Origin of the sequence: Sphingomonas sp. BT-65 (assembly GCF_026107375.2) — a bacterium.
Taxonomy (GTDB): domain Bacteria; phylum Pseudomonadota; class Alphaproteobacteria; order Sphingomonadales; family Sphingomonadaceae; genus Sphingomonas.
The window spans coordinates 2,701,649-2,723,946 of sequence record NZ_JAPCIA010000001.1; the positions used below are offsets into that span (position 1 = coordinate 2,701,649).

Below are 22,298 nucleotides of genomic sequence, written 5' to 3' on the forward strand. Positions count from 1 at the left end.
AAAGAGCGGCCGTTGCGGGCCGCCCTCTTCGCTTCGACGTGTCGCCGGACTCTGGGCCGGCTCAGGCGGTCACCTTGTCCTTGTTGTAGATCGCCGCGGCCTTGCGCAGGATGTCGAGCAGCTTCTCGAGCGCGGCCTTCTCGTCGATCTCCTCCATCGCGGCGAGCTCGCGCGCGAGGCGCGACGCCGCCGCTTCGAAGATCTGGCGCTCCGAATAGCTCTGCTCGGGCTGGTCGTCGGCGCGGAACAGGTCGCGCACCACCTCGGCGATCGACACGAGGTCGCCCGAGTTGATCTTCGCCTCATATTCCTGCGCGCGGCGCGACCACATGGTGCGCTTGACCTTGGGCTTGCCCTTGAGCGTGTCGAGCGCTTCCTTGAGCGTCTTGTCGCTCGACAGCTTGCGCATTCCCACGCTCTCCGCCTTGTTGGTCGGAACGCGGAGCGTCATCTTCTCTTTCTCGAAGCGGAGCACGTACAGCTCGAGCTGCATGCCCGCGATTTCCGATTTCTGGAGCTCGATCACACGGCCAACACCGTGCTTGGGGTAAACGACATAATCGCCGACATCGAAGGACAGCGCCTTGGCAGCCATGTGGGGGAAGCCTTTCTAATCACCATGGCCCCTTTGGGATTGCGTCAGCCGCCCGGTGCGTTTACCGGGGAGATGACGCCGATCGGGGCAAATCAACAACGGTCTCCAGTACCGAAACGCGAATCCTCGCGTCCGACGCGCTGTTTAACATAGATGAAATAAAATTACCACCCCGGAATACGTAGGATTCCGGATGCTGCGTTGCGGCAGATAACGTTGTCGATCGCGCCGCGGAAACCGGTTGCCGGGCCGGCTGCGAAACGAGCAACCGGTCAGTCGCCGGTGCCGGGCTCGGGCGAGAAATATTTGTCGTACTTGCCTTCCTCGCCCTTGTGCGCGTCGGCGTCTTCGGGAGTCTGGCCGGCGTTGCGCGTGACGTTGGGCCATTGCGCGGAGAAGGTGTTGTTGAGCTCGAGCCACTGTTCGAGGCCGCTCTCGGTGTCGGGCAGGATCGCCTCGGCCGGGCATTCGGGCTCGCACACGCCGCAATCGATGCACTCGCTGGGGTTGATGACGAGCATGTTCTCGCCCTCGTAGAAGCAATCGACCGGGCAGACCTCGACGCAATCCATATATTTGCAGCGGATGCAGGCGTCGGTGACGACATAGGTCATGGCAGATACGGCCCTTAGCAACGCCCTTCGCAGGCGGTGAACCCCTTCCTGCTATGCCCGCGTTCCGGGCGCGTCAATCAAGAGACGCTTTCTGCGATACATTCTCAATTTTCAGGCTTTTCCGCGGGCGCGGCGGGGCCGGGGAGCAATTCCTGGTAGAGCGCGGCGGCTTCGGGCGCCGGGCCGCGGCGGCGCGGCAGCGCCTCGACGCGCAGCACGCGCACGCGGCCGCGCAGCGGGAAGGCGATCACCGAGCCGATCCGGACTTGTGCCGAGGAGCGTTCGATCCGGCGCCCGTCGAGCCGCAACGTGCCCGCCTCGGCCATGTCCTGCGCGGCGCCCCGCGTCTTGACCAGGCGCGCGAACCACAGGAAGCGGTCGAGGCGCATCGCCCCATTTGCGCCATCAGCGCCCGGATCAGTCATCGACGAGCTCTGCGAGCCTGGCGAAGGCCCGGCCCATTGAGGTGTCGCGCGGCGGCGCCTTGGGCTTGGCGAGCGGAGTCAGGCCTTTCCACACCCAGCGCTGCGGCTCACCCTTGGGAGTGCGCACGCTCTGGAAGCCGATCTGCGCCATCAGCCGCGCCAGCGTGTCGGCGGTGAGCCCCATCGAGGTGGCGAGTGCGGGATCGGGGGTGAAGGGGGTGCGCCCCTTGCGAGCGTCGTGGGCGGCGCGGGCGATGCGCTCGGCAAGGTCGATGCGCACCGCCTGCGCGCCGAAGGGCCGGAAGCCATGCTCCAGCTCGGCGCCGGGCGCGGCGCGGGGGAGTACGGTCGCCCCCTCGGGCGGTGCGCCGTCGAGGCCGAGCAGAGCGCGGCGCGCGGCGGCGGGGCGCGGCTTGAGCAAGGCGGGCGCGAAGATATCGAGCGTGCCGATCGCGACCCCGGCCTTGCGCAACCGCTTGCGATCGTTCGGGTCGAGCGCCTCGACCAGCGCGCCGGCGGCCCGGCGCGGGACCAGCCCGCCTGCCTCGACCAGCAGCCCGGCGAGCGCGCGGACCCGGCCGCCCGCCGCGGCATCGCGGCTCAGCGCATCGAGCGTGGCGAGATCGGGAAGGCTGGCGGCGATGCGGTCGGCGAACCAGCGCTCGATCCGCTCCTGCGCGGCGGCGCGGACGCGGGCGTCAAGCACGTCGAGCGTGCGGTCGAGCCGGATGCGCGGACGGACGGGATTGCCGGTGGGTTCGAGCGTGGCGACGGGCACGCTGCGCCACGTCACGGCGGAATCGAGCGCGAATTCTTCGTCTGGCGCGGCGAGCAGTGCATCGCCACGCTGCCGCAACTCGCCTGCCAAGCCTCTCTCCGCAGCGGCGAGCAGCATGCGCTTGTCGGCGGCGCGCGCGTCGGGCTCGACCACGAAGCGGAAGCCGTGGAGATGGCCGAGCACATGTTCCTCGACGCTGACCTCGCCTTCCGGGCCGACCATGACGGGGAGGTGCGAGGCGCCGGCGCCGATCTGGCGCAGCAGCACGGTGGTGCGCTTGTCGACGAAGCGCTGCGTCAGGCTGGCATGGAGCGCGTCGGAGAGCTTTTCCTCGAGCGCCTGGGTGCGCTCGGCCCAATGCGCGGGATCGGCGAGCCAGTCGGCGCGCTGCGCGATATACGCCCAGCTGCGCGCCGCGGCGATGCGCCCGGCGATCGTCTCGACATCGCCGTCCATCCGGTCGAGCCGAGCGATCTCGTCGGCGAACCACTGGTGCGGGATATGCCCCGTGCCTTCGCTCAGGTGCCGGAACACGCGCGCGACGAAGCGCGCATGCGGATCGGCGCCGAGCTTGCGGAAATCGGGCAGGCCGCAAGCCGCCCAGAGCCGGCCGACCGCCTTGGGGGAGCGCACCCGCTCGCGCACCCAATCCTCGACCGCGAGGCGCTTGAGCACGCTGAGATCGACTGCTTCCGGCGCGGCTCGCAGCACGGGGGAATCGGGCTTGCGCTCGAGGCTCGCGATCAGCGCGTCGATGCTGGCTAGATCGGGCTCGCCCTCGCGCCAGAACAGGTGATCCAGCGCCGGGACGCTGTGATCTTCGATCGCCGCGATCTCCTCGGGCGTGAACGCGCCGGGGCCTTGCTCGACCAGCGCGCCGAACGTGCCGTCGCGCTGGTGGCGGCCGGCGCGGCCGGCGATCTGCGACATCTCGGCGATGGTCAGGCGGCGCTGGCGCTTGCCGTCGAACTTGGAGAGCGAGGCGAAGGCGACATGGCCGACATCGAGGTTGAGGCCCATGCCGATCGCGTCGGTGGCGACGAGATAGTCGACCTCGCCCGACTGGAACATCGCGACCTGCGCGTTGCGGGTGCGCGGGGAGAGCGCGCCCATCACCACCGCCGCCCCGCCGCGCAGCCGGCGCAGCGCCTCGGCCACGGCATAGACCTCCTCGGCCGAGAAGGCGACGATCGCCGAGCGCTTGGGCAGGCGCGAGAGCTTCTTGGCGCCGGCATAGCGCAAGGTCGAGAAGCGCGGGCGCGAGACGATCTCGGCCTCGGGCACCAGCTTGCGCAGCACCGGGCGGAGCGAATCCGAACCCAGGATCATCGTCTCGTCGCGGCCGCGTGCGCGTAAAATACGGTCGGTGAAGACATGGCCGCGCTCGGGATCGGCGCCAAGCTGGCCCTCGTCGATCGCCAAAAAACCTACTTCGCGATCGGTGGGCATGGACTCGGCGGTGCACAGGAACCAGCGTGCGCCGGGGGGCACGATGCGCTCCTCGCCGGTGACCAGCGCGACTTCCTTCGGGCCTTTCACTGCGACGACGCGGTCATAGACCTCGCGCGCCAGCAGGCGCAGCGGGAAGCCGATCATCCCGCTCGAATGGCCCATCAGCCGCTCGATCGCGAGATGCGTCTTGCCGGTGTTGGTTGGCCCGAGCACCGCAGTGACCGGGCTGTTGGAGAAACGGCTCATTTCGCTCTCCAAGATCGGGCGATGGCGCGACCGGCGCAAGTGCCTGCGTTAGTTGTTCCGGCACCGGTGCGCGAAGTCGAACGCTCCACCCCCGCCCCCGCACGACTCGCCGCAACTACCCATATCGAGCGGCCTGCTTAATTTGACTTTAGGGACTTGGTTCCACAACGATTCCTCCCGGTGCCGGGGGTCGGCGCACAGTATTGGCTTGGGGGGCAGCGCACCTTGTTCTTGCGCGGCGATCATGGGCTTGAGCAGGCGGGCGGCACCAGTGCGCGCTCGTTCGGTCGTGCGCTCGCCATCCGCAAGCCGACCATCGCCGACAAATTGCGCGAGCGCTTTCCCGATCTCGACCTCGTTCCCGATCTTGGATCGCGGATCGGCAGCGGCGAATGGTTCCGCGGCGCGGCGACCTGCGCGGGCCTGTGCGCGGCGGTGCTGTTGCTCGCGCCCGGCTTCGAACGCCCGATCTATGCCAGCGTGCCCGGCGCGCTGACCGGGACCGACGCCGATATCGCACGCGCGCAGGCGATCGCGCCGCTCGCCGCCGGATCGACCACGGGCACCAAGCTCGGCGCGACCAGCCTCGTCGCCAATCTCACCGACACGCCCGAACGCCCGATCCTGCAGCATACCGTGACCTTGGGCAGCGGCGGCGCGTTGCAGACTGCGCTGATGCGCTCGGGCGTCGGCAAGGGCGATGCGGCGCGCGCCGCCGACCTGGTGGCGGAGGCGGTGTCGCTCGGCGATCTCAAGTCGGGCACGCAGCTCGACCTGACGCTCGGCCGCCGCATCGACAAGTCGCAGCCGCGCCCGCTCGAGAAGCTGGCGTTCCGCGCGCGCTTTGACCTCAGCCTCGAACTGGTGCGCAGCGGTAGCGCGCTGGCGCTCAACGAGATTCCGATCGCGATCGACCACACCCCGCTGCGCGTGCGTGGCCGGGTGGGCGACAGCCTCTACCGCTCGGCGCGCGCCGCGGGCGTGCCGGCCAAGGCGGTCGAGGCCTATATCCGCTCGGTCGCGACGCGCGTGCCGATCGGCCGCGTCGGTGCCGACAGCGAGTTCGACATCATCGTCGAGCAGGCCAAGGCGGCGACCGGCGAGGTGCAGATGGGCAATCTCCTCTATGCCGGCCTCAATGGCGACGCGGGCAAGCTCCAGCTGGTGCGCTGGGAAGAGGATGGCCGCACCACCTGGTATGACGGCAAGGGCACCGGCGAGCGCAAGGGGCAGATGGCGATGCCCGCGTCGGGCCGGATCAGCTCGGGTTTCGGCCTGCGCCGGCATCCGGTGCTCGGCTTCTCGCGCATGCACAAGGGGCTCGACATCGCCGCGGGTTACGGCTCGCCGATCCGCGCGGCCAATGACGGCACGGTGGCGTTCGCCGGGCGCAATGGCGGCTATGGCAATTTCGTGCGCCTCAATCACAGCGCGGGCATGGGGTCGGGCTATGGCCATATGAGCCGGATCGCGGTGCGCTCGGGCCAGCGCGTCACGCGTGGCCAGGTGATCGGCTATGTCGGGTCGACCGGCATCTCGACCGGTCCGCATTTGCACTACGAGCTCTACCGCAACGGCGTCGCGATCAACCCGCGTTCGGTGTCCTTCTCGGTCGTCCAGGCGCTGAGCGGCGGTGACCTGCGCGAGTTCAAGGCGAAGCTCGCGCGGCTGCTCGCGGTGCCGGTGGGCGGCACGCGGGTGAAGAAGGCCGAGAGCGACGGCGCTGGTGAAGACTGACCGCCGCAGTTTGCTGATCGGCGGGAGTGCGTTGCTGGCCGGCCTGTCCCTCGCCCGGGCCAAAGGGCGCGATACCGAAATCTGGACCTTCGATTCACTGACGCGGATCGGCGGTTTGACGCCGCTGATCGAAGGCGCGCCGAAGCTGATCGACGGCCCGCTGGGCAAGGCGGTCGCGTTCGACGGCGCGAACGATGTGCTGTTCCTCGACCGGCACCCGCTTGCGGGCGCGGCACGCTTCACCTTCGAGGCGTTGTTCCGCCCGGATGGCGGTGCGTTCGAGCAGCGCTGGTTCCATCTTGAAAGTGGCGAGGACCCGGATCCGACCGCGAAGACCGGGACGCGGATGCTGTTCGAGATCCGGGTGGTCGAGCGCGAATGGTATCTCGACACCTTCATCCTCGGCCCCGGCTATCGCCAGCCGCTGATCGTGCCGGAGAAGCGCTTTCCGGTCGGCCGCTGGCACCATGTCGCGCAAAGCTATGACGGAACGACCTATTGTGCCTTCGTCAACGGCGCGCTGCAGGCCGAAGCGGCGCTGGCGTTCACGCCGCAAGGGCCGGGCCGCGCTTCGGTCGGCATGCGGATGAACAAGGTCAGCCCGTTCCGCGGCGCGGTGCGGCAGGTGGCGTTCACCCGGGGCGAAGCGCTGGCACCGGACCGTTTCGCGCTGAAGATTCCCCGCTAACGTCCCTGTGCGCGCCAGCGGCGGATGGTGCGCTCGAGGCTCATATCCTCGCCGCCGCCATGCTTCCACAGCTCGGAGAACACCGGGTCGCTCGACGCGGGCCGCTTCGCCTCGTCGAGCGAGTCGAACGCGACGCGCACCGGCGTCGCCACACCCTCGCCGACCATGATGCACTCGCGATTGCGCAGCGCCGGGATCGAATCGAGGAAGCCGCGCGCCCCTTCGGGCATCGCCGCGCGCACGAATGCCTGGTCGCGATCGTTGTTGAGGCGCATCGCGATGATCGTGCCGCACTGCGACAGCACGCCCTCGGCAAGGTCCGACGGACGCTGGGTGATCAGGCCGAGCGAGACGCCGTATTTGCGGCCTTCCTTGGCGATGCGGCTGAGGATGCGGCCGACCGAGGAGCCGTCGGCATTACGCTCGTTGGGGACGTAACGGTGCGCTTCCTCGCACACCAGCAGGATCGGCCGCTGCGCTTCGCCGCGCGACCAGATCGCATAGTCGAACACCATCCGGCTCAGGACGGCCACGACCACTGACGTGATCTCGCTCGGCACGCCCGACACGTCGATGATCGAGATCGGCTTGCCGTCGCCGGGCAGACGGAAGATGCGGCTGATGAAGTTCGCCATCGTGTCCGCCACCAGCATGCCCGAGAACATGAAGGCGTAGCGCGGATCGGCCTTGATCTCGTCGATCTTGCCCTTGAGGCGCAGATACGGGGCGGTGTCGGTCGCCTTGTCCATCTTGCCCATCTCGTTCTGGAGGATCGTGGTGAGATCGGACAGGAGATAGGGGATCGGCGCATCGACGGTGAGCTTGCCGAACTCGGCGGCGAGCCGGTTCTTCTGCTTGGCCTGCAGGATGCACTTGGCGAGGATGTCGGCGTCGATCTGGCGGTCCGAGCCCTCGGTCGTGACGAAGACCTCGCAATGCTCCTCGAAGTTCATCAGCCAATAGGGCATCTGCAGGTTCGACACGTCGAACAGCGCGCCATTGGTCTGGAAGGCAGCCGAATATTCGCCATGCGGGTCGATCATCACGATATGGCCGCGCGGCGCGAGATCGCAGATGCGGTGCAGGATCAGCGCGGCGCTGGTCGACTTGCCGGTGCCGGTCGAGCCCAATAGCGCGAAATGCTTGCCGAGCATCGCGTCGACATAGAGCGCGGCGCGGATGTCGCGCGTCGGATAGACATTGCCGACCTCGATATGCGGGCGATCGTCGGCGGCGTAGATCTGCTTGAGGTCCGCGGTCGAGACCGGGAACACCGCGGTGCCCGGGGAGGGGTAGCGCGTGACGCCGCGGCGGAAGCCGTAGAGCTTGCCGGTCAGCTTCTCCTCGACGCCTTCGCCGAGGAAATCGACCTGGGCGAGGATGCGCCCGCTCGCGTCGTCGGAGCGGAGCGAGCGGACATTGGCGACGAGCCAGGTGGCGCCGGCGCGGATCTTGACCTGGCTGCCGACCGTACCGGCATTGGCCACCGCCGGATCGGCGCTGCCCGAGAGCGATTCGAGCGCGACCGGATCGAGTACGACCTCGCTCGACGCGCCGCCGATCGCGAACACCGCGCCGATGCCGGTCAACGGGTTGGTCGCGGCCGGCAGCACCGCATCGGAGGCGGGGCGGATATGATCGAAATGCTGCCCGCCCAAATCCTCGGTCATCAAGGCACGTTGCTCCCCGGTTCAAACCGGACCGATATGGAGCATTCAAGGTAAAGATTGGGTTCGCGTAGGGATCAGAATCTCCTCCAGATCGCACCTGCCGCCCAGCCGAAGAAGACCGAGAGCAAAACCGCCGCCATGCCGTAGAGCACCGAGGAGCGCTCGGCGGCGCGCGCGATCCAGCGCTCGAACCCGGACTTGCGGATATCGATGTCGCGGACCGCCGCGGCGAGCACGCGGCCGTCGCGGATCAGGAAGGTCTCGGCGGTGAACCGGCCGACGGGCACGCGTGCGGGGATGTTGATGCGCGCGCGGTAGAGCACCCCGTCCGAAATCTCGACCGAGCCGGGCGCCTCGTAATAGAGGCCGGTGCGCTTCTTGAGATCGACCAGGCCCGAATCGAACCGCGCCTGCACCGCCGGCACCGCGCCCGAGGCGGGGGAGAGCTGGAGGCTGTCGAGCCCGAGCTCGTAGATCGCGCGGGTGCGCGGGTCGACGATGTCGCGGATCGGCCGCGACGAGGCGATGGCGTAGAAGGACGGCGCCGAGCGGTAGCGGGTGCGATCGGCGTTGACCCAGATGCCGGCGATCTTCTGCTTCTCGCGCACCAGCACCGATTCGGTCGGCCCCTTCACGACCACGACGATGTCGGCGGGCGGCTCGCCGGGCACCGCCGCGCTGCCGCTCGCATGGACGATCGCGCCGAACAGCAGCAGATCGGCGCCGGTGAACGAATAGGCGATCTCGATCTCGCGCTGCGAGACATCGGGGACGAGGACCGGCTCGGCCTGGCCGAGCAGCAGCGGCGTGGCGAGCGCGAGGAGGAGTGTTGTTCGTGGTGCGGCGCCGGCCCGCTCCCCCACCCGGCCACCCATATCATACTGCCGTTGGGTGGCCGGGTGGGGGAGCGGGCCGGCGCCGCGTTTCAGCAAAGCTGAAACCAGGGCAAGCATGCGCCTCACCCCAATTGCACCGTGTAGATCTCGTCGGGGCGCCAGGCGAGGCCGAGCAGCATGCGCAGCGCGACGAGCAGCACCATCAGCGCGAGGGCGAGGCGGAGATATTCGGGCTTGGCGCGCGCGGCGAAACGCGTGCCGAGCTGGGCGCCGACCACCGAGCCGAGCAGCAGCAGCACGGCGAGGACGATGTCGACCGCCTTGGTCGTCACCGAATGCACCATCGTCGCCGCGGCGCTGACGAACAGGATCTGGAACAGCGAAGTGCCGACGACGACCTGGGTCGGCATGCCGAGCAGGTAGAGCATCGCCGGGATCAGGATGAACCCGCCGCCGACGCCGAGCAGCATCGTCAATATGCCGGTCACGAAGCCGAGCAGCAGCGGGGCGATCGGCGAGATGTAGAGCCCCGAGCGGTAGAAGCGCCAGCGCAGCGGCAGCGCAGCGACCATCGGGTGATGCCGCCGCCGCCGGGCGCGTGGCGCGGCGCCGTCGCGCGCGGCACGGATCGCGCCGATCGATTCGGAGAGCATGAGCCAGCCGATCGAGCCGAGCATCAGGACGTAGAGGATGGCGATCACGGTATCGATCTGCCCGCTCGCCTGGAGCAGCCGGAACAGGATCGCGCCCGCCCCTGATCCGAGCACGCCACCAGCGATCAGCACGAACCCCATATGGAGGTCGACGCCCTGGCGCCGCAGATGGGCGAACACGCCCGATACGCTCGCGCCGGTCACCTGGCTCGCGGCGGAGGCGGCGGCGACGGTGGGCGGGATGCCATAGACGATCAGCAGCGGCGTGGTGAGGAATCCGCCGCCGACCCCGAACATGCCCGAGAGCAGCCCGACGCCCAGCCCCAGCATCACGATCACGATCGCGTTGACCGAGAGATTGGCGATGGGAAGGTAGAGATCCATGGGCAGTTTCATGCCTAGCCGCTGATGAGGGCGCGCGGAAGGCAGGCGCATAGAGTTTGTTTGGAAATGCGCCGGAGGCGCATTTCGCTGCTGCCGCTTTTCAAGCAGACTCTTAGAAGTCGGCGCCGAGGCTGAGCGCGGGCCCCGAGCCGGGCCGGGCATCGCCCGCGACGCGCTCCCGCCAGTCGAGCGCGACGCGGATCGCGCTGTCGCCGACGGGCACGGTGGCGATGGCGCTCGGACCGACATCGAGCCGCGCGGCCTCGCGTTGTGCCGCGCCCCAGGCGCCGGCGCCCACATCTAGCCTGGCGTCGCCGGCCCGGGCGACCTCGCGCGTCACGCGCAGCGCGCCATCGGCGAACGGATCGATCCGCTTGCGGACGACCGCACCCGCCTGGCCATAGGCTTCGAGGCGGAAATCGAGCGGGAGCGACACGCCATAGACGCCGGCGACGAGGCCGAGCGCAGGCCCGCCCGGCGTGCCGTCGAGGCCCGCGCGATATTCCGCGATGACGCGCACGGGGGCCGCGGTCGGCTGCCAGTCGACGCCGGCGGCCGCTTCCTTGCCGCGCCCCGCGAGCGGCGCGGTCAGACGCGCAAACAAGGCGATGCGCCCGCTTCCCGGATGATAGGCAATGCGCAGGCCCGCCTGGTCGCCGCCGAGCATCGCGCCGCCCGATGCCGCGCCCCGCCGCGTGACGAACCAGGCGCTCGCCGACCAGCGAGCGGGCTGGGCGGGCTCGGGAAGCATCGCCGGCGGTGGACGCCGGGGGAGCGGTCCCGGCGGTATGCCGAGCGCTTCCTCGCGCCCGAACGCGACGAGGCCGAGCATGGCGAGGTTGATCCGCGCCGGATCGCCGCGCGCCACGACCGACTCGCGCGCGAGAAGCGCGGGGTTGGCGGGCATCCGGGCCGCAACCGGCATCGTCCGGATTGCCGGTTGCGCGGACTCCGTCAGCTGCGGCGTCGCGGCCGCGGCGGGGCGGAGGGGAAAGGCGACCTCGATCGCCTCGGGAAGCGATGCGCCCTCCGGCCAGAGCATGACTGTGCGCGCGCTGGCCCAGCCGAAGGCGACCACCGCGACGAAGCGCAACGGCCGTCCGCGCCCGCTCATGCCGGGGTGCTTCCCTCGGTTTCGGGGAAATGATGCGCGGTCTTGTCCCACACCGGCCGCTGACCGCGCAGCGTGGGAAGGTAGATGACGATCGCCCGCCGCGCGGCGAGCAATGCGACGAGATTGGCGACGAACAGGCGCGGGATCGACAGCATCGCCTCGACCGGGCCGAACGCGCGGGCGGTGAACAGCATCCGCATCGCGATCCGCCAGCCGAGCAGCGCGAGGTTCGCCGCGAGCAGCGTCCGCAACATGCCCTCGGGCGCGGGCAGCGGTGTTCCGGCGGCCAGATGCGCGCCGAGCGACACGCCCCAGGCGACGAGCGCGAGATAGGCGATGGCGAGCACGGGGATCGCCAGCGTCGCGCGGCGGTCGCGCATCCGCATCCAGTGCTCGCCGGCCGAACCGCCGCGCGCCCAGCCGGTGCGGTCCCAGCCGGCGAGCGCGATCCCGGTCATCCAGCGTGCCTTCTGGCGCACCGCGGCGCCCAGCGAGGCCGGGAAATAGGCGCGGACCGCGACCAGCCTGCCGTCCACATCGCGGGCCCGCGCGAGCCGGGTCCGCCCGCCCATCATCGCGACGGTGAGGCCAAGCTCATAGTCCTCGGTTAAGCTCGACTCGTCGAACGGCACGCCGTCGCGCGCCTCGGCGATCCGTCCGAGAAGCGCGCGATCGATCGCGCAGCCCACCCCCGCAAAGGGCAGGGCGGCGCCCAGGGCTTCGCGCACGGCGAGGGTTTTCGCATGCGCTTCCGCGAATTCGTCGAGATAGTGGCCGGCGATCAGCGGAGAGCGCGGATCGGGGAGCGGGAGCACGGGAATCTGCACTGCTGCATGATCCGTCAGCCATGCGGCCATCACGCCAAGCTCGTCGGGATGCACCACATCCTCGGCGTCGTGCAGCACGATCGCGCGCGCCGGTCCTTCCTCCGCTTCGTCGCGCAGCAAGGCGCGCCAGATGGCGTTGAGGCAATCGGCCTTGGTCGTCCCGCCCGGCCGTTCGTTGATCACGATGCGGACGCGGGCATCCTCGGCGGCGACGGCGCCGGCCGCGGCGAGCGTCGCGGGATCGTTGGGATAGATGCCGACATAGAGCCGGTAGTCGGCGTAGGCGTAGCGCGCGAGCGCGGTACGCAGCATTTGGCCGATCACCGCGGACTCGTCCCAGGCGGGAATGAACACCGCGAGACGGCCGCCGTCGCGGACCGGCGCGCGGCGCGGTGCGGGCTTCAGCCACGTGGTGGCGCGCGACCAGAGATAGACCAGGTCGACGGCGAGATCGTCGATCCCGCCGATCAGGAATCCGATCGCCGCGAACAGCATCGCTTCGCGCGCGACGGCATCGATCGCCATAATGACCGCATCGATGCCCAACGGCATTCCCCCCGATTCGGATCAGCGATTGTCCGATTCGGAGCGGAGGCGATCAAGTGCTTGTTTCGACTCGTGAAAATAAGAAAACGCCGGCATCCCAAGGGGATACCGGCGTCTAACTTCGCGATCGGGTCCGAAACGGATCAGCCGTCGTAATCGGCGCCCAGATTCTGGTTGCGCGGCGGCGCGGCGGCGGTGAGGCGCAGCGCCTCGGCCGAGGCGGCGAGCGAGCCGACCTCGTCGGGCGCTTCCTCGTCGTCGATCTGCACGCGCTGCAGGCTGCCGACCAGCGACTCCTCGAGATTGTCGGGACGGACCGTCTCCTCGGCGATCTCGCGCAGCGCGACGACCGGGTTCTTGTCGCGGTCGCGCTCGAGCGTGAGCTCGGCACCGCCCGAGATCTGCCGCGCACGCTGTGCGGCGAGCAGCACCAGATCGAACCGGTTGGAGACCTTGTCGACGCAATCCTCGACTGTGACGCGCGCCATGAAACGCTTCCTTTGGACAGGGAATACAGGAAAGGGGGCGACTTAGGGACGCCCCCTGCAAGAGTCAAGGAAATCGGGGCCAAGGTGGTGACGTAGTTTGATTCTCCGGGTTGTGAAATTTCCCCGAGCCGCCGAGCGATGGGCCTCAATCAGAGGAGTCTCATCATGCTCGAACCCAAGGACACGTTCACCCTATCGATCGGCTCTCGCCGCCTGACCATCCTCCCCTGCGAGAGAGGTTCATTGGTCTGATCGATGGGAGCTACTATGTAAACGCGGAAAGCGCAGAGGCGGCGGTCGCCGCACTCATTGGCATTGCACTGCACCGCCCGGATCGTGTCGAAATGAAGAAGCGTCTTACTGACAGTGCCGAGGTTGTTCGAGCCGCAAGGGCGGTGGTCGGCGACGACGCACAGGATGCGGGCCTTACAGACGCGGAGCGGGCTGTCATCGAAGAAATCCGGAACGAACTAGCGCGCCCGACAAAGAGTGACATCAAGGCAATGGCACGCCGGCTTGCAGGACAGAATTAATCTTAACAGACGCCTTGTTCCTGCATCGTAACAAGTAGCTAAAATCCGTCCATATTGCAACGCAGCATTGCTCTGCGTTGCTCCAAATTTCCAATTTTGCTTCCTGTCGCCGCTCGATCTCTACGGCCGCCAGCGCGGATGTTCTGCGCCAGCCAAGGAGATCGACATGAAGAACATTTGCAACGACAGGACTGCCCGCCACCGGTCAGACTCGGGACCGGGTGAATAGGCTCGATGCACAACTACGCGCATATATTCTTCAATCACTTTGCGAAGGAATGTCGCAGCGCTCCTGCGAGCGCGTCTTCAAGGTTAGCAACAAGACCGTTGCCAAGCTGTTCGAAGAGGCTGGCGACATGGCGATCATGCACGTCGCCTCGCTTCGCGATCTGACGCCTAAGCGCATTCAGGCCGATGAACTTCATGCCTTCGTCGCCGCGAAGGACAAGAACATCGACCGCTTGTTTGAGCCTGACGAGGACGCCGGAACGGTTTGGGGCTATCTGGCGATGTGCGCCGATACGAAGCTGATCTTCTCCTATCATCTCGGTGAAAGGGGTCTTCCGGACGCGACAGCTTTTGCGCGTGACATCTACAGGAAGCTGAAACGCACCGAGCGGAATGAGTTCACCGGACGGGATGAGTTCGCCGTCCGACCGCTGATCGTCACCGATGGCCTCCCTTCCTACAAAGAAGCTTTCGAGGTGGTGTTCGGTGACGAAGCCGATCGGGCTGCGATGGTCAAGAAGTATGCCGACACCGATCGAGAAGGCCGACCGATCAAGAAGAAGCGCTACGCAGGGGCTGATCGGGAGGTTCGCGTTGGTCAACCCAATGAGAGCGACATACATACCAGCTACATCGAACGTCAGAACCTGAATCTCCGGATGGGCAATCGCCGCTACAATCGGAAGACCAACGCTTTCTCCAAGACCCCGATCAACCACGAACGCCACCTCGCGCTCTGGATCATGTATCACAATCTTTGCTGGGTTCCGTGTCCCGGCCGTCCGCGCGATGGATCAAGGCAATGGGTGAAGCGGTTGCCGGCCGCTATCGCGGCGGGGATAACCGACAAGCTCTGGGAGATCGAAGACCTGCTTGCCCTGACCGACGAGTTCACCTCTCAGCGTAAGGCTCGGCAGCAAACGCCACCTATCCAGTTTGTCGGTCCGGTTATCACGCAGACCTTTGAGACCAAGCCGACGCATTGGGTGTTTCGTCACTTTCTCCAGCGCACGACCAAGATTCACAAAGCGGATTGCACCAATTGCCGCGATGGGCGTGGCAAGACGGATGGCGCGAAGGTCACTGGTGAATGGCTGCCGTTTCGCTCGCTGGAGACCGCGAAGCAGGCTGCCGAGACATTGGAGCCTGATCGCAATTCTATCTGCAAGATGTGCATCGGTGAGTATCAGACGCTTGGTTATCGCCATGCAGGTTCGTCGCGACAGTCGCCGTCCTAAGCGGTAGACCGATAAAGGCACCCGATAGTCTAGGCCGTAGACTCATAAAAGCGGCCTGTCGGCTTCCGACCCCATTGCGGACACTGGAGGTGCTTGATAGCCCAGTTGAGTGAAGAGGAAATCTGGACATAGCGTCTTTAAGGGGCTGATGGCGCTTGGGGTTCTGGCGAGTATCCTCGCCTTTCCTCTAATCTCTATCGGATACATGGCGTGGGTGGAGCACCAGCGACGTGTCGAGGTTCTGAGCGCCGGCCTTTCATCTTCGGCAATTGTCACCCAATCATCTGACGGATGGTCCTCAAGGGGGTGCAGCTTTACGTACCGCTTCCGCTTCGGCGGAAGATTGTATGAAGGCGGAGAAGGGGGCTGTTCTCTCGTAGAGGGGCACCCTGTGGGTAGCACCTTGAGCATTCGGTTTGACCCGAACGATCCCGAAAACTCTGTTGCCGTCGGGGCAGATCTCTGGCCGGGGTGGGCGATTGTTCCTGTCTTGATCGCTGTGTCACTGCTTCCCCTCGGTGGGGTCTTCGCATATGCCCTGATCACAGGTGCACCACGCTCGAGACGGCGAAAGGTGTCGCTCCCTAAGTACTACGCGCGATCCGAGGTTAGCGCCCGCGACCGCTTTCCACCCATTTGAGGCCGTTCGGCGGTGACGATGCTGCGCTGAACGTAGACGGGCAGCAAACGCCCCAGTTGCGGACGTTTGAGCCACGTCCTATCAAGCGCTTCCGGATGTGATGCCGGACTAACTTGGACGCGATTATGCCGTTGTTCGCGATCACTGCTTTAGCATTCGGTCTCGGCGGGCCGACAAACGCCACTGCACAACTATCCTCCGCCTTGGCGCGCCTTGGCACGACATCCTACACTTTCAAAGACTACGAGGTTCTTGACCGGCAACGCTGCGATGCGCTGCCGTTGATCGTCAGAGAACTGCTTCGACTTCCAGCGGTTCAGCCCGGTAAAGTAGGTGGGAATCAAGGGCGGCCAGATAGCTGGTTGTCGAACCGTACCAGCGATCTTCTACGCGCCCTGCGCATCCTTACGAACCACGATGTGTATGGCCCGATTAGCCGGAAAGCTTACGCGGCTCTGCCCCGCTATCCTGAGCCGCCGGGGGTGGGTTACGTCATGCAGCGCGTCGATTTGATCCGCGATTTGGAGAGGGGGACGAGCCGTTACTACGCATACCGGCTATCACATGGCGTCAGTTTTTATGCCCCGGTAGCCACGCAGCGCGCGATTAAGGCCAAGTGGAAAACTTACATAAGAACGTTTGATTGTCGCAAGAAGCTGCCAGAGGGCAGATGGGACGCTACTTTCTTCAACGGCTAACGGCAGCTAACCACCCATTTGACGCCGTTCGGCAGTGACGACGCCGCGCCAGCAGCGGACGGGCAGCAGACGACCCCATTGCGGACATGATCGCGGGCTATCGAGGTCGCCCTCAGATCCGTGAGAATATTGATCAATGAGTGTCCTGACTGGCCTTCTTGTCACTGTTGGCGTGCTCCAAGTCCAATCTTCGGATGGCCGGGCGGCGCTTCGCTTAGTCGAGGAGTTCGCGAGTGTGGTGCAGCGTGATCCCCGGCGGGCTAGAAATTTTGCGGCTGCCGACGCTTCGATCGACTTTGGCGACTTCGTGGGCGGGTGGAGCATTGACCGCTTTGCCAGTGAGGCGAGCAAATGCCGGCTTGAGTCGATCTCCCAGCCGCCCATTCCGAGGAACTGGAAGCTGGATGGTGCGCGCTATTTCAGGGTGCAATGGCGATGTCCGCCGCCCTTCGGTCCGCGGCGAGGTCCTACAATGTCCGTTGCTCTGTTTGTGAAACAGAAAATTGTAGCAGGTAGCGGACATTTCGAGTGACCGACTAGCGAATGGAGTCCGCTTCCTATTCGGATTGAACTGATCCGCGGTGATGAGGCGGAGCCTAGAGCGGACGGTCTGCTCACGACCCCATTGCAGACGTTCGTTTACGACGCGATATTCAGGCTATGGCTCGATTTCTTCTAACTGCTCCCGGCCCGCGCCCACCCTACTATCGGGTGGCAGAGCATCTCTGGGGTCGAATGACAATTTTCGATAGCGATGGCGACAGCATTACCCCGGACGCAACTGACTGGACTGAGCTAACGTTGGCTCTGCGCGATGATGACGGAAGGTCCTCCGATTTCGAGCGCATCGACATTGACCCCGTCGATAGGGAGCCGCTGGTTCTTGCCATCGTTTCGGAGAACACAGAACTTGCGCATAAGGCTGCTGAGTTCTTGCGCAGTGCGTGTGGCGGCGACCTCACGCAGTAAATGGCAGCTTTCCACCCCTTTTCAGCCGTTCCACGGTGAGGACGCGGCGCCGAAAGCGGTCAGTCTGCTCACGACCCCGTTGCTGCCGTTCTTCGTCGCAGCTAACCTTATCCGAAAGCAGTCGGAGCTCCTCGATGGCAACGCTTGATGAGCTAATTGCTCAGGTCAACGAAGGCATAGCGATGCACCAACAGGGGGAGGACGGCCCATTCTCGGAGGCGCTCCTCCAGCGGATTGTCGGGGAGCTTGAACGCATGAGACAATCGGCTGACTACGAACCGATCTACCCCCGCTTTGTCCTTGACTGGCCCGATGTGTCGGCTGAGCTCGGGAAAGCCCTAATGAGAAGCGCTTATGAGCGCAGTCAAGCGCTCAAGCGGAGAGCGTGATCGTCCGCTTTTCCAGCGCTGATGGCGTAAGCTGCCGGTCCGTAAACCACCCAATAGCAGCCGTCAGCGAAGCAGGGTCGGATGCCCGACAAATCGCCTTTAGAGACTGCGACCGCGCCTTGCGCGACGCCGCGCTAGAAGCGTCGCATCTGCCTCGGTCGGCGAAGGCAACGGGCGATCAGTTCTCACGAGGTGGAATGCGCCACAGTTGTCGTCCGGGCAGCCGCACGGAACAGTATCTACGTGATACCGTTCCTTGCCCTCGCGGGCCTGCATGCTGTTCACCTTCTCTGCGCTCCTGAGCGTATCGATGATCGCATTGCGCTTGAGAAACTTTCCGGACATCCGATTTTCCTTCGGATATATCTTGCCATAGCGCGATGCCGCCTGCAACGATCACTGGCCAACAGCTATCGCCGTTCCGTGGTCCTCCGACCACGCTTACGGTACATTGCTCGGATGACGCGAATGGCTTTCCGACATCTATTCGCGCTTCTTTTATTGCCTAGCTGCTCCGTCGCGCCGACCAACGAGCTTGTAACAGCCACGGACGATGGCCCTCCTGCCGCGCTTGTCGCGAATATCGAGAGGGAACTGGCGGACGATCCCTGCCTATCTGAGATAGCGACTAAGCGGCGCGAATATCGCTACAGTTCACGCGACGGAAAAATCGACCGGAATCTTGTCGATATAAAGGTGCAAGAAGCCGGGATCGACGGTCTTGCAGCAGGCCGCTTCATCTTAGCGCCTTCCACGTCGGGCACATTCGACAACAGAAGCTATTTGTGGCTTTCGCGACCTACAAAATCAGCCGCGCTGCTTTGGATCTGTGGGCTTGCGGTCAAAATGTAGGGGGCAGCGTTCGACATGAGCCCGTCTACTGAACGGCAGATTCCCACCCAGTTTCCGCCGTCCCGGCGCTGACACCGGCATCCGATAGCGGACGGTCCGCAAACGACCCACTGGGACCTTGGCCAGCTGCTAGCTTGGCAGCGCTTCGGCGGCTACCATGATATCCAGAGCCGATCTTTGAGAAGAAAGCGCAACATCTTGAATCCACGCAGGATGATCGGGGCTGCCGCGCTTGGTGCCCTACTGCTTCTGGCACTAGCCGTCCGCTACATTGCTGGCATTCGACAGGAGAATTGGGGCTTCTGGTGGAGCCTCGCCTTCGGACTGGGCATTTGCGTTACATTCTTCATGGCAATCTATGATCCGAAAAATTGCCCGAAAACGAACTGGGATTTCAATCCTAAACGAGGTTTTCTGTACTTCTTGCTTGGGTGGATGATCTTTCCCCTGGGCCTAGCCATCCGCACCGCAATGGGGGGCAGCTTCACGTTGGGTGCTATGTTCGTCTTCACCTTCGCAATGTCGGTTTTGATCGGGATCGTCGGGACTTTCACGAAAGATGTGGGAGTTTAACGCTGTCGTCGGCGGAGCTACGCATCGCATCGTGCCCGAACGACAGCTAACCACCCCTAGTCGGCCGTTCAGGCCTCCTGCCGAAAGCGGCCGTTTATGAGTTCACGACCTAATCCTCGCCGCCGCCATCGCTATTGATATATGTCTTCATTCCACTAAACAGATGATACATAAAGTCAGCCATAATGAGCATATTTATTGAGTTTTGAAATGTCGCGTATGACACTAGGCCATGGATACTTGCGTGTCGGTTAGGAACAGGGTCTTTCTCATACCTTCTTATATGCTTTGGCTTGCTTCCAATGTTCTTATAAAGATGTTCATCAAGCTTATGGTAAAGGTTCAGACCGAAATCGAATCCTACCACTTCGTGCAACGGTAGTTCTCCAATTGCCTTCCTAAATCCCGTTAGATTCGTGATTTGTTTGGCTTGTTGTCCCTCTTCCTCCGGTTCTTCGTACTGTTTTCCCCCGTAGATTTCCTTGCAGGCGATGCGCTCAATCTCTGGGAACATGAGGCGAACGACAGCGCGGTAGTAGCCGCTTTCATGAGCCTCTAGCGCCTCAAGGAAGGTGGCTTTAGCCTCTTCATCCAGATCATATTGGGCGATGTGTTCGGTGATTTCGGCCTTAATGGAAGCCCAATTGTCTCGGTAATGCGTATTAACCAGTAGGCCAATATCGCTCTGTGCGACCTCCTTTGTTATCAGATGAAATGGCGAGGTCGAATGCGGGAGCCATCCAGCAGATTCCAGCCTACTAATCTTCTTAGCGTCGCCAAACGCCTCGATGAGTGCGCCTTGCAGCTTGAGCATGCTGCGGCCGAGATTCTCACGAAATTCACGAAATACCCTACCAATTTCAATCGAGCTATTTGTGAAAGGTTGGTCGATTTTTATCGGCTGGAAGCCGATGTTGCTCCATTTATCAAGGTCCAGAGTGAACTTCTGGCGTTTGGAATTATCAGGCAACCGCATCACTCCAAGGCTCCTCCAAGATGTAGTGACGGGACTGTTATGAGCAATGCCTCGCTCTGCTCAACTTCGATAGCGGCTACCCGTGGAATATGCTTCGCTTGGCGACTTTAGTAGCCACCCTTCGCGCAGGCACGCTCGACGATCATCGATAGCAACGGGTCGCTGGATTGGACGGCAGGGTCCGTTGCCGAGGTGATCTTGCCCTGCCGGTCTCGAACGAGCAGGACTACGAAGCGCTTGTAACCGACGTAGCCGCCGAACCCATTCTTCGAGTTGACCCGTCCGCAATAACGGTCGGAACTGACGATCACCGGCGGCAGGTCAAACTTGGCGCTGTCTGGATCGCGAAGTTTACTCACTACCGCGCGCTGGATCACCGCACTCTCCACAGGTTGCAGCATTCGAACAGGCTCGCCTGTGGCCGCCTGCAATCCAAGAAACATCATTAGCATCGATTGCCTCCCTGTTGAGGGGGCCTGATTAGCGGGCAAAGGTTAACAACGGGATTCATACGCCGTGGACCGATAGTCACCTATCCCGCTCATTGTCTGAGTGAGCGATCCCTTCCTCGATATCCTTGGCCAACGCATTCGCGCCCGCAGGCGCGAGCTAGGCTTGTCGCAGGAAGGGTTGGCGCACGCGGCTGGCCTCGACCGCAGCTATGTCGGGCGGATCGAGCGTGGGGAGCATAACCTGACGTTCGTGTCGTTGGTCAGATTGGCGCGGGCGATGGAGTGCGATGTGGCGGCGCTGACGGTAGGATTGCCTCCCGCCCGCTAACTCCAGCATGTCTACAGCGCAGCCGATTGAGGACGGGGACCTGTAGGGTTGAAAGGCGATATAAAGCGCAATAAGCTCATTTCTGAGCAAATTGAGGGTGGTTATGAGCAACATGGGGGCCGGTTTCCGGCCGGCGACCACAGATGACTGGATGGCGCTGCGTGCAGAAGTGCTGGAGCTATTCACTCCAGGCGCGCCGATCGATGAAGTAACTCTATTTGCAGGACGCCAGAGCCAAATACAGAAGCTGCGCGATACCCTCGTATCTAAGGGGCGTCACGCAGTCGTTTTTGGAGAAAAAGGCGTTGGAAAAACCTCGATTGTTAGTATTTTTCATTTGGGTGTAACGCGTACATCTCGTGTCCATCGCATCTATGTTCAGTGCAGCAAGCGTGACGAATATAAGGATATCTGGATTAAGGCGTTTAAAAGAATAAAGTTTATCATAGACGGCAATGAGATATTTGGTGACTTAGTAAATTCTAATCCTCAATCCCCAGACGATGTAGAAATGGTCCTATCTTATTTTGGACAAAACGACATACCGGTTATTATATTCGATGAGTTTGACAGAGTCGTTAGCGAGGATGCTAAAGCTCTAATGAGCGAGACCATCAAGCACTTGTCGAACGCACCGATACCCGGAATAATAATATTGGTAGGTGTTGCGGGCTCCGTTCCTCAATTAATTTCTCATCATCATTCCATCTCTAGAACCTTGGTTCAGGTAGAGATGCCGCGCATGACTGTGGATGAGCTTAGGGAACTTGTAACAAGCCGCCTACAGCGAACGCCTCTTAAAATAAGTGATGACGCCTTATGGCGTATCACTCATCTAGCAAGTGGCTTACCATTCTACGCTCACGCACTTGGTCAGGCGGCGGCATTGGTCGCCGTCGAGGGTAAAACTCTAAATATCACCGAAAGCACCGTTGAGAAGGCAATTCCGCGTTGCTTTGCCGATCTCGATCAATCGTTGATCGATGCCTATGTCAAAGCTACCGTAGAAACAAGAAAAGGCAATATATTCAAACAGGTACTGGCAGCCTGCGCTCTAGCGGAACAAGACGATCTTGGTCGATTCGCTGCTGCGGATGTGGAAACAACACTGACAGAAATCATGGGCAGAGAAATGAAGGCACCAGCTTTTTCATTTCACTTAAACGACCTCTGCACATCCGAACGGGGACTTATTCTGGAAAAGACCGGGACTCGAAGCCATTTTAGATTTCGATTCCGCGAACCGATGATGCAGCCATTCGTGATTATCAAAAGCCTGTCCACGGAGGTGATCGATCTGGATCAGCTTCAGAGATTCGGTCCAAGCCGACAACGGTCCCTCGGTATATGACGGTGAAATCGATGCGGT

At 63.5% G+C, this 22,298-nt stretch carries 23 protein-coding genes; 11 read left to right on the plus strand and 12 right to left on the minus strand.

Going from position 1 to position 22,298, the window contains the following annotated elements; all coding sequences use genetic code 11:
• Positions 1-61: 61 nt before the first annotated feature.
• The 4 genes from OK349_RS13090 to OK349_RS13105 all read right to left on the minus strand — a co-directional run bounded on the left by OK349_RS13090 (position 62) and on the right by OK349_RS13105 (position 4,110).
• The gene (locus OK349_RS13090; RefSeq protein ID WP_265118235.1) at positions 62-595 is read right to left on the minus strand and encodes a CarD family transcriptional regulator; all 534 of its coding nucleotides are present in this window, start codon (positions 593-595) and stop codon (positions 62-64) included.
• 272 nt (positions 596-867) lie between these two features.
• Positions 868-1,209: a ferredoxin FdxA gene (fdxA, locus tag OK349_RS13095; protein WP_265118236.1), complete on the minus strand. Its 342-nt coding sequence runs from the start codon at positions 1,207-1,209 to the stop codon at positions 868-870.
• Positions 1,210-1,313: 104 nt separating this feature from the next.
• A complete protein-coding gene (locus OK349_RS13100; RefSeq protein ID WP_265118237.1) occupies positions 1,314-1,634 on the minus strand; it encodes an RNA-binding S4 domain-containing protein in 321 nt (106 codons plus the stop codon).
• On the minus strand, positions 1,627-4,110 hold the full coding sequence (locus OK349_RS13105; RefSeq protein WP_265118238.1) for a helicase-related protein: 2,484 nt from the start codon (positions 4,108-4,110) through the stop codon (positions 1,627-1,629). Before OK349_RS13105 ends, OK349_RS13100 begins: the two co-directional genes overlap by 8 nt.
• Before the next feature lie 225 nt (positions 4,111-4,335).
• Here OK349_RS13105 and OK349_RS13110 point away from each other — a divergent pair, with 225 nt between their 5' ends.
• Together OK349_RS13110 and OK349_RS13115 are read left to right on the plus strand one after the other, a co-directional pair.
• Entirely contained in the window at positions 4,336-5,847 is a 1,512-nt protein-coding gene (locus OK349_RS13110) for a M23 family metallopeptidase (protein WP_265118239.1), read from the plus strand.
• On the plus strand, positions 5,837-6,535 hold the full coding sequence (locus OK349_RS13115; protein ID WP_265118240.1) for a LamG-like jellyroll fold domain-containing protein: 699 nt from the start codon (positions 5,837-5,839) through the stop codon (positions 6,533-6,535). The genes OK349_RS13110 and OK349_RS13115 overlap by 11 nt, the downstream gene beginning before the upstream one ends.
• On the opposite strand, the gene OK349_RS13120 is transcribed toward OK349_RS13115, so the two are convergent.
• The 6 genes from OK349_RS13120 to rpoZ form a co-directional block, all read right to left on the minus strand.
• The gene (locus OK349_RS13120) at positions 6,532-8,205 is read right to left on the minus strand and encodes an ATP-binding protein (RefSeq protein ID WP_265118241.1); all 1,674 of its coding nucleotides are present in this window, start codon (positions 8,203-8,205) and stop codon (positions 6,532-6,534) included. The two genes, OK349_RS13115 and OK349_RS13120, sit on opposite strands and share 4 nt — an antisense overlap.
• Positions 8,206-8,279: 74 nt before the next feature.
• Complete coding sequence (locus OK349_RS13125; RefSeq protein WP_372340559.1) at positions 8,280-9,068, minus strand: TIGR02186 family protein; 789 nt, start codon at positions 9,066-9,068, stop codon at positions 8,280-8,282.
• Positions 9,069-9,163: 95 nt separating this feature from the next.
• Positions 9,164-10,078: a sulfite exporter TauE/SafE family protein gene (locus OK349_RS13130; protein WP_265118614.1), complete on the minus strand. Its 915-nt coding sequence runs from the start codon at positions 10,076-10,078 to the stop codon at positions 9,164-9,166.
• A 112-nt stretch (positions 10,079-10,190) separates the two neighbouring features.
• Positions 10,191-11,192, minus strand: a complete 1,002-nt coding sequence (locus OK349_RS13135; RefSeq protein ID WP_265118242.1) for a hypothetical protein — start codon at positions 11,190-11,192, stop codon at positions 10,191-10,193.
• The gene (locus OK349_RS13140) at positions 11,189-12,571 is read right to left on the minus strand and encodes a glycosyl transferase family protein (RefSeq protein WP_265118243.1); all 1,383 of its coding nucleotides are present in this window, start codon (positions 12,569-12,571) and stop codon (positions 11,189-11,191) included. Before OK349_RS13140 ends, OK349_RS13135 begins: the two co-directional genes overlap by 4 nt.
• A 137-nt stretch (positions 12,572-12,708) precedes the next feature.
• Positions 12,709-13,053, minus strand: coding sequence for a DNA-directed RNA polymerase subunit omega (rpoZ, locus tag OK349_RS13145; protein WP_066578961.1), 345 nt, complete (start codon positions 13,051-13,053; stop codon positions 12,709-12,711).
• Between the two features lie 811 nt (positions 13,054-13,864).
• Here rpoZ and OK349_RS13150 point away from each other — a divergent pair.
• The 7 genes from OK349_RS13150 to OK349_RS13175 all read left to right on the plus strand — a co-directional run bounded on the left by OK349_RS13150 (position 13,865) and on the right by OK349_RS13175 (position 19,173).
• A complete protein-coding gene (locus OK349_RS13150; protein WP_265118244.1) occupies positions 13,865-15,052 on the plus strand; it encodes a hypothetical protein in 1,188 nt (395 codons plus the stop codon).
• A gap of 148 nt (positions 15,053-15,200) precedes the next feature.
• A complete protein-coding gene (locus OK349_RS19545; RefSeq protein ID WP_372340560.1) occupies positions 15,201-15,692 on the plus strand; it encodes a DUF3592 domain-containing protein in 492 nt (163 codons plus the stop codon).
• Between the two features lie 131 nt (positions 15,693-15,823).
• Positions 15,824-16,390 (plus strand): hypothetical protein, encoded by a 567-nt coding sequence (locus OK349_RS13155; protein WP_265118245.1) that lies wholly within the window; start codon positions 15,824-15,826, stop codon positions 16,388-16,390.
• A gap of 735 nt (positions 16,391-17,125) precedes the next feature.
• On the plus strand, positions 17,126-17,359 hold the full coding sequence (locus OK349_RS13160; protein WP_265118246.1) for a hypothetical protein: 234 nt from the start codon (positions 17,126-17,128) through the stop codon (positions 17,357-17,359).
• 134 nt (positions 17,360-17,493) lie between these two features.
• Positions 17,494-17,748, plus strand: coding sequence for a hypothetical protein (locus tag OK349_RS13165; RefSeq protein ID WP_265118247.1), 255 nt, complete (start codon positions 17,494-17,496; stop codon positions 17,746-17,748).
• Between the two features lie 468 nt (positions 17,749-18,216).
• Positions 18,217-18,600 (plus strand): hypothetical protein, encoded by a 384-nt coding sequence (locus OK349_RS13170; RefSeq protein ID WP_265118248.1) that lies wholly within the window; start codon positions 18,217-18,219, stop codon positions 18,598-18,600.
• Between the two features lie 213 nt (positions 18,601-18,813).
• Entirely contained in the window at positions 18,814-19,173 is a 360-nt protein-coding gene (locus OK349_RS13175; protein WP_265118249.1) for a hypothetical protein, read from the plus strand.
• Between the two features lie 109 nt (positions 19,174-19,282).
• On the opposite strand, the gene OK349_RS13180 is transcribed toward OK349_RS13175, so the two are convergent.
• Both OK349_RS13180 and OK349_RS13185 read right to left on the minus strand, forming a co-directional pair.
• Positions 19,283-20,149, minus strand: coding sequence for a hypothetical protein (locus OK349_RS13180; protein ID WP_265118250.1), 867 nt, complete (start codon positions 20,147-20,149; stop codon positions 19,283-19,285).
• Between the two features lie 107 nt (positions 20,150-20,256).
• A complete protein-coding gene (locus OK349_RS13185; RefSeq protein WP_265118251.1) occupies positions 20,257-20,601 on the minus strand; it encodes a hypothetical protein in 345 nt (114 codons plus the stop codon).
• Positions 20,602-20,701: 100 nt separating this feature from the next.
• On the opposite strand from OK349_RS13185, the gene OK349_RS13190 reads away from it, so the two are divergent.
• Together OK349_RS13190 and OK349_RS13195 are read left to right on the plus strand one after the other, a co-directional pair.
• Positions 20,702-20,929: a helix-turn-helix domain-containing protein gene (locus OK349_RS13190; protein ID WP_265118252.1), complete on the plus strand. Its 228-nt coding sequence runs from the start codon at positions 20,702-20,704 to the stop codon at positions 20,927-20,929.
• A 103-nt stretch (positions 20,930-21,032) separates the two neighbouring features.
• Entirely contained in the window at positions 21,033-22,280 is a 1,248-nt protein-coding gene (locus OK349_RS13195; protein WP_265118253.1) for an ATP-binding protein, read from the plus strand.
• Positions 22,281-22,298: the final 18 nt, after the last annotated feature.

Bases quoted from the DNA above. Each gene is read 5' to 3' on its own strand.
- OK349_RS13090 (WP_265118235.1), bottom strand. From the start codon at position 595: ATGGCTGCCAAGGCGCTGTCCTTCGATGTCGGCGATTATGTCGTTTAC.
- fdxA (WP_265118236.1), bottom strand. From the start codon at position 1,209: ATGACCTATGTCGTCACCGACGCCTGCATCCGCTGCAAATATATGGAT.
- OK349_RS13100 (WP_265118237.1), bottom strand. From the start codon at position 1,634: ATGACTGATCCGGGCGCTGATGGCGCAAATGGGGCGATGCGCCTCGAC.
- OK349_RS13105 (WP_265118238.1), bottom strand. From the start codon at position 4,110: ATGAGCCGTTTCTCCAACAGCCCGGTCACTGCGGTGCTCGGGCCAACC.
- OK349_RS13120 (WP_265118241.1), bottom strand. From the start codon at position 8,205: ATGACCGAGGATTTGGGCGGGCAGCATTTCGATCATATCCGCCCCGCC.
- OK349_RS13130 (WP_265118614.1), bottom strand. From the start codon at position 10,078: ATGGATCTCTACCTTCCCATCGCCAATCTCTCGGTCAACGCGATCGTG.
- OK349_RS13135 (WP_265118242.1), bottom strand. From the start codon at position 11,192: ATGAGCGGGCGCGGACGGCCGTTGCGCTTCGTCGCGGTGGTCGCCTTC.
- OK349_RS13140 (WP_265118243.1), bottom strand. From the start codon at position 12,571: ATGCCGTTGGGCATCGATGCGGTCATTATGGCGATCGATGCCGTCGCG.
- rpoZ (WP_066578961.1), bottom strand. From the start codon at position 13,053: ATGGCGCGCGTCACAGTCGAGGATTGCGTCGACAAGGTCTCCAACCGG.
- OK349_RS13150 (WP_265118244.1), top strand. From the start codon at position 13,865: ATGTCGCAGCGCTCCTGCGAGCGCGTCTTCAAGGTTAGCAACAAGACC.
- OK349_RS19545 (WP_372340560.1), top strand. From the start codon at position 15,201: ATGGCGCTTGGGGTTCTGGCGAGTATCCTCGCCTTTCCTCTAATCTCT.
- OK349_RS13160 (WP_265118246.1), top strand. From the start codon at position 17,126: ATGACAATTTTCGATAGCGATGGCGACAGCATTACCCCGGACGCAACT.
- OK349_RS13165 (WP_265118247.1), top strand. From the start codon at position 17,494: ATGGCAACGCTTGATGAGCTAATTGCTCAGGTCAACGAAGGCATAGCG.
- OK349_RS13170 (WP_265118248.1), top strand. From the start codon at position 18,217: ATGGCTTTCCGACATCTATTCGCGCTTCTTTTATTGCCTAGCTGCTCC.
- OK349_RS13175 (WP_265118249.1), top strand. From the start codon at position 18,814: ATGATCGGGGCTGCCGCGCTTGGTGCCCTACTGCTTCTGGCACTAGCC.
- OK349_RS13180 (WP_265118250.1), bottom strand. From the start codon at position 20,149: ATGCGGTTGCCTGATAATTCCAAACGCCAGAAGTTCACTCTGGACCTT.
- OK349_RS13185 (WP_265118251.1), bottom strand. From the start codon at position 20,601: ATGCTAATGATGTTTCTTGGATTGCAGGCGGCCACAGGCGAGCCTGTT.
- OK349_RS13195 (WP_265118253.1), top strand. From the start codon at position 21,033: ATGAGCAACATGGGGGCCGGTTTCCGGCCGGCGACCACAGATGACTGG.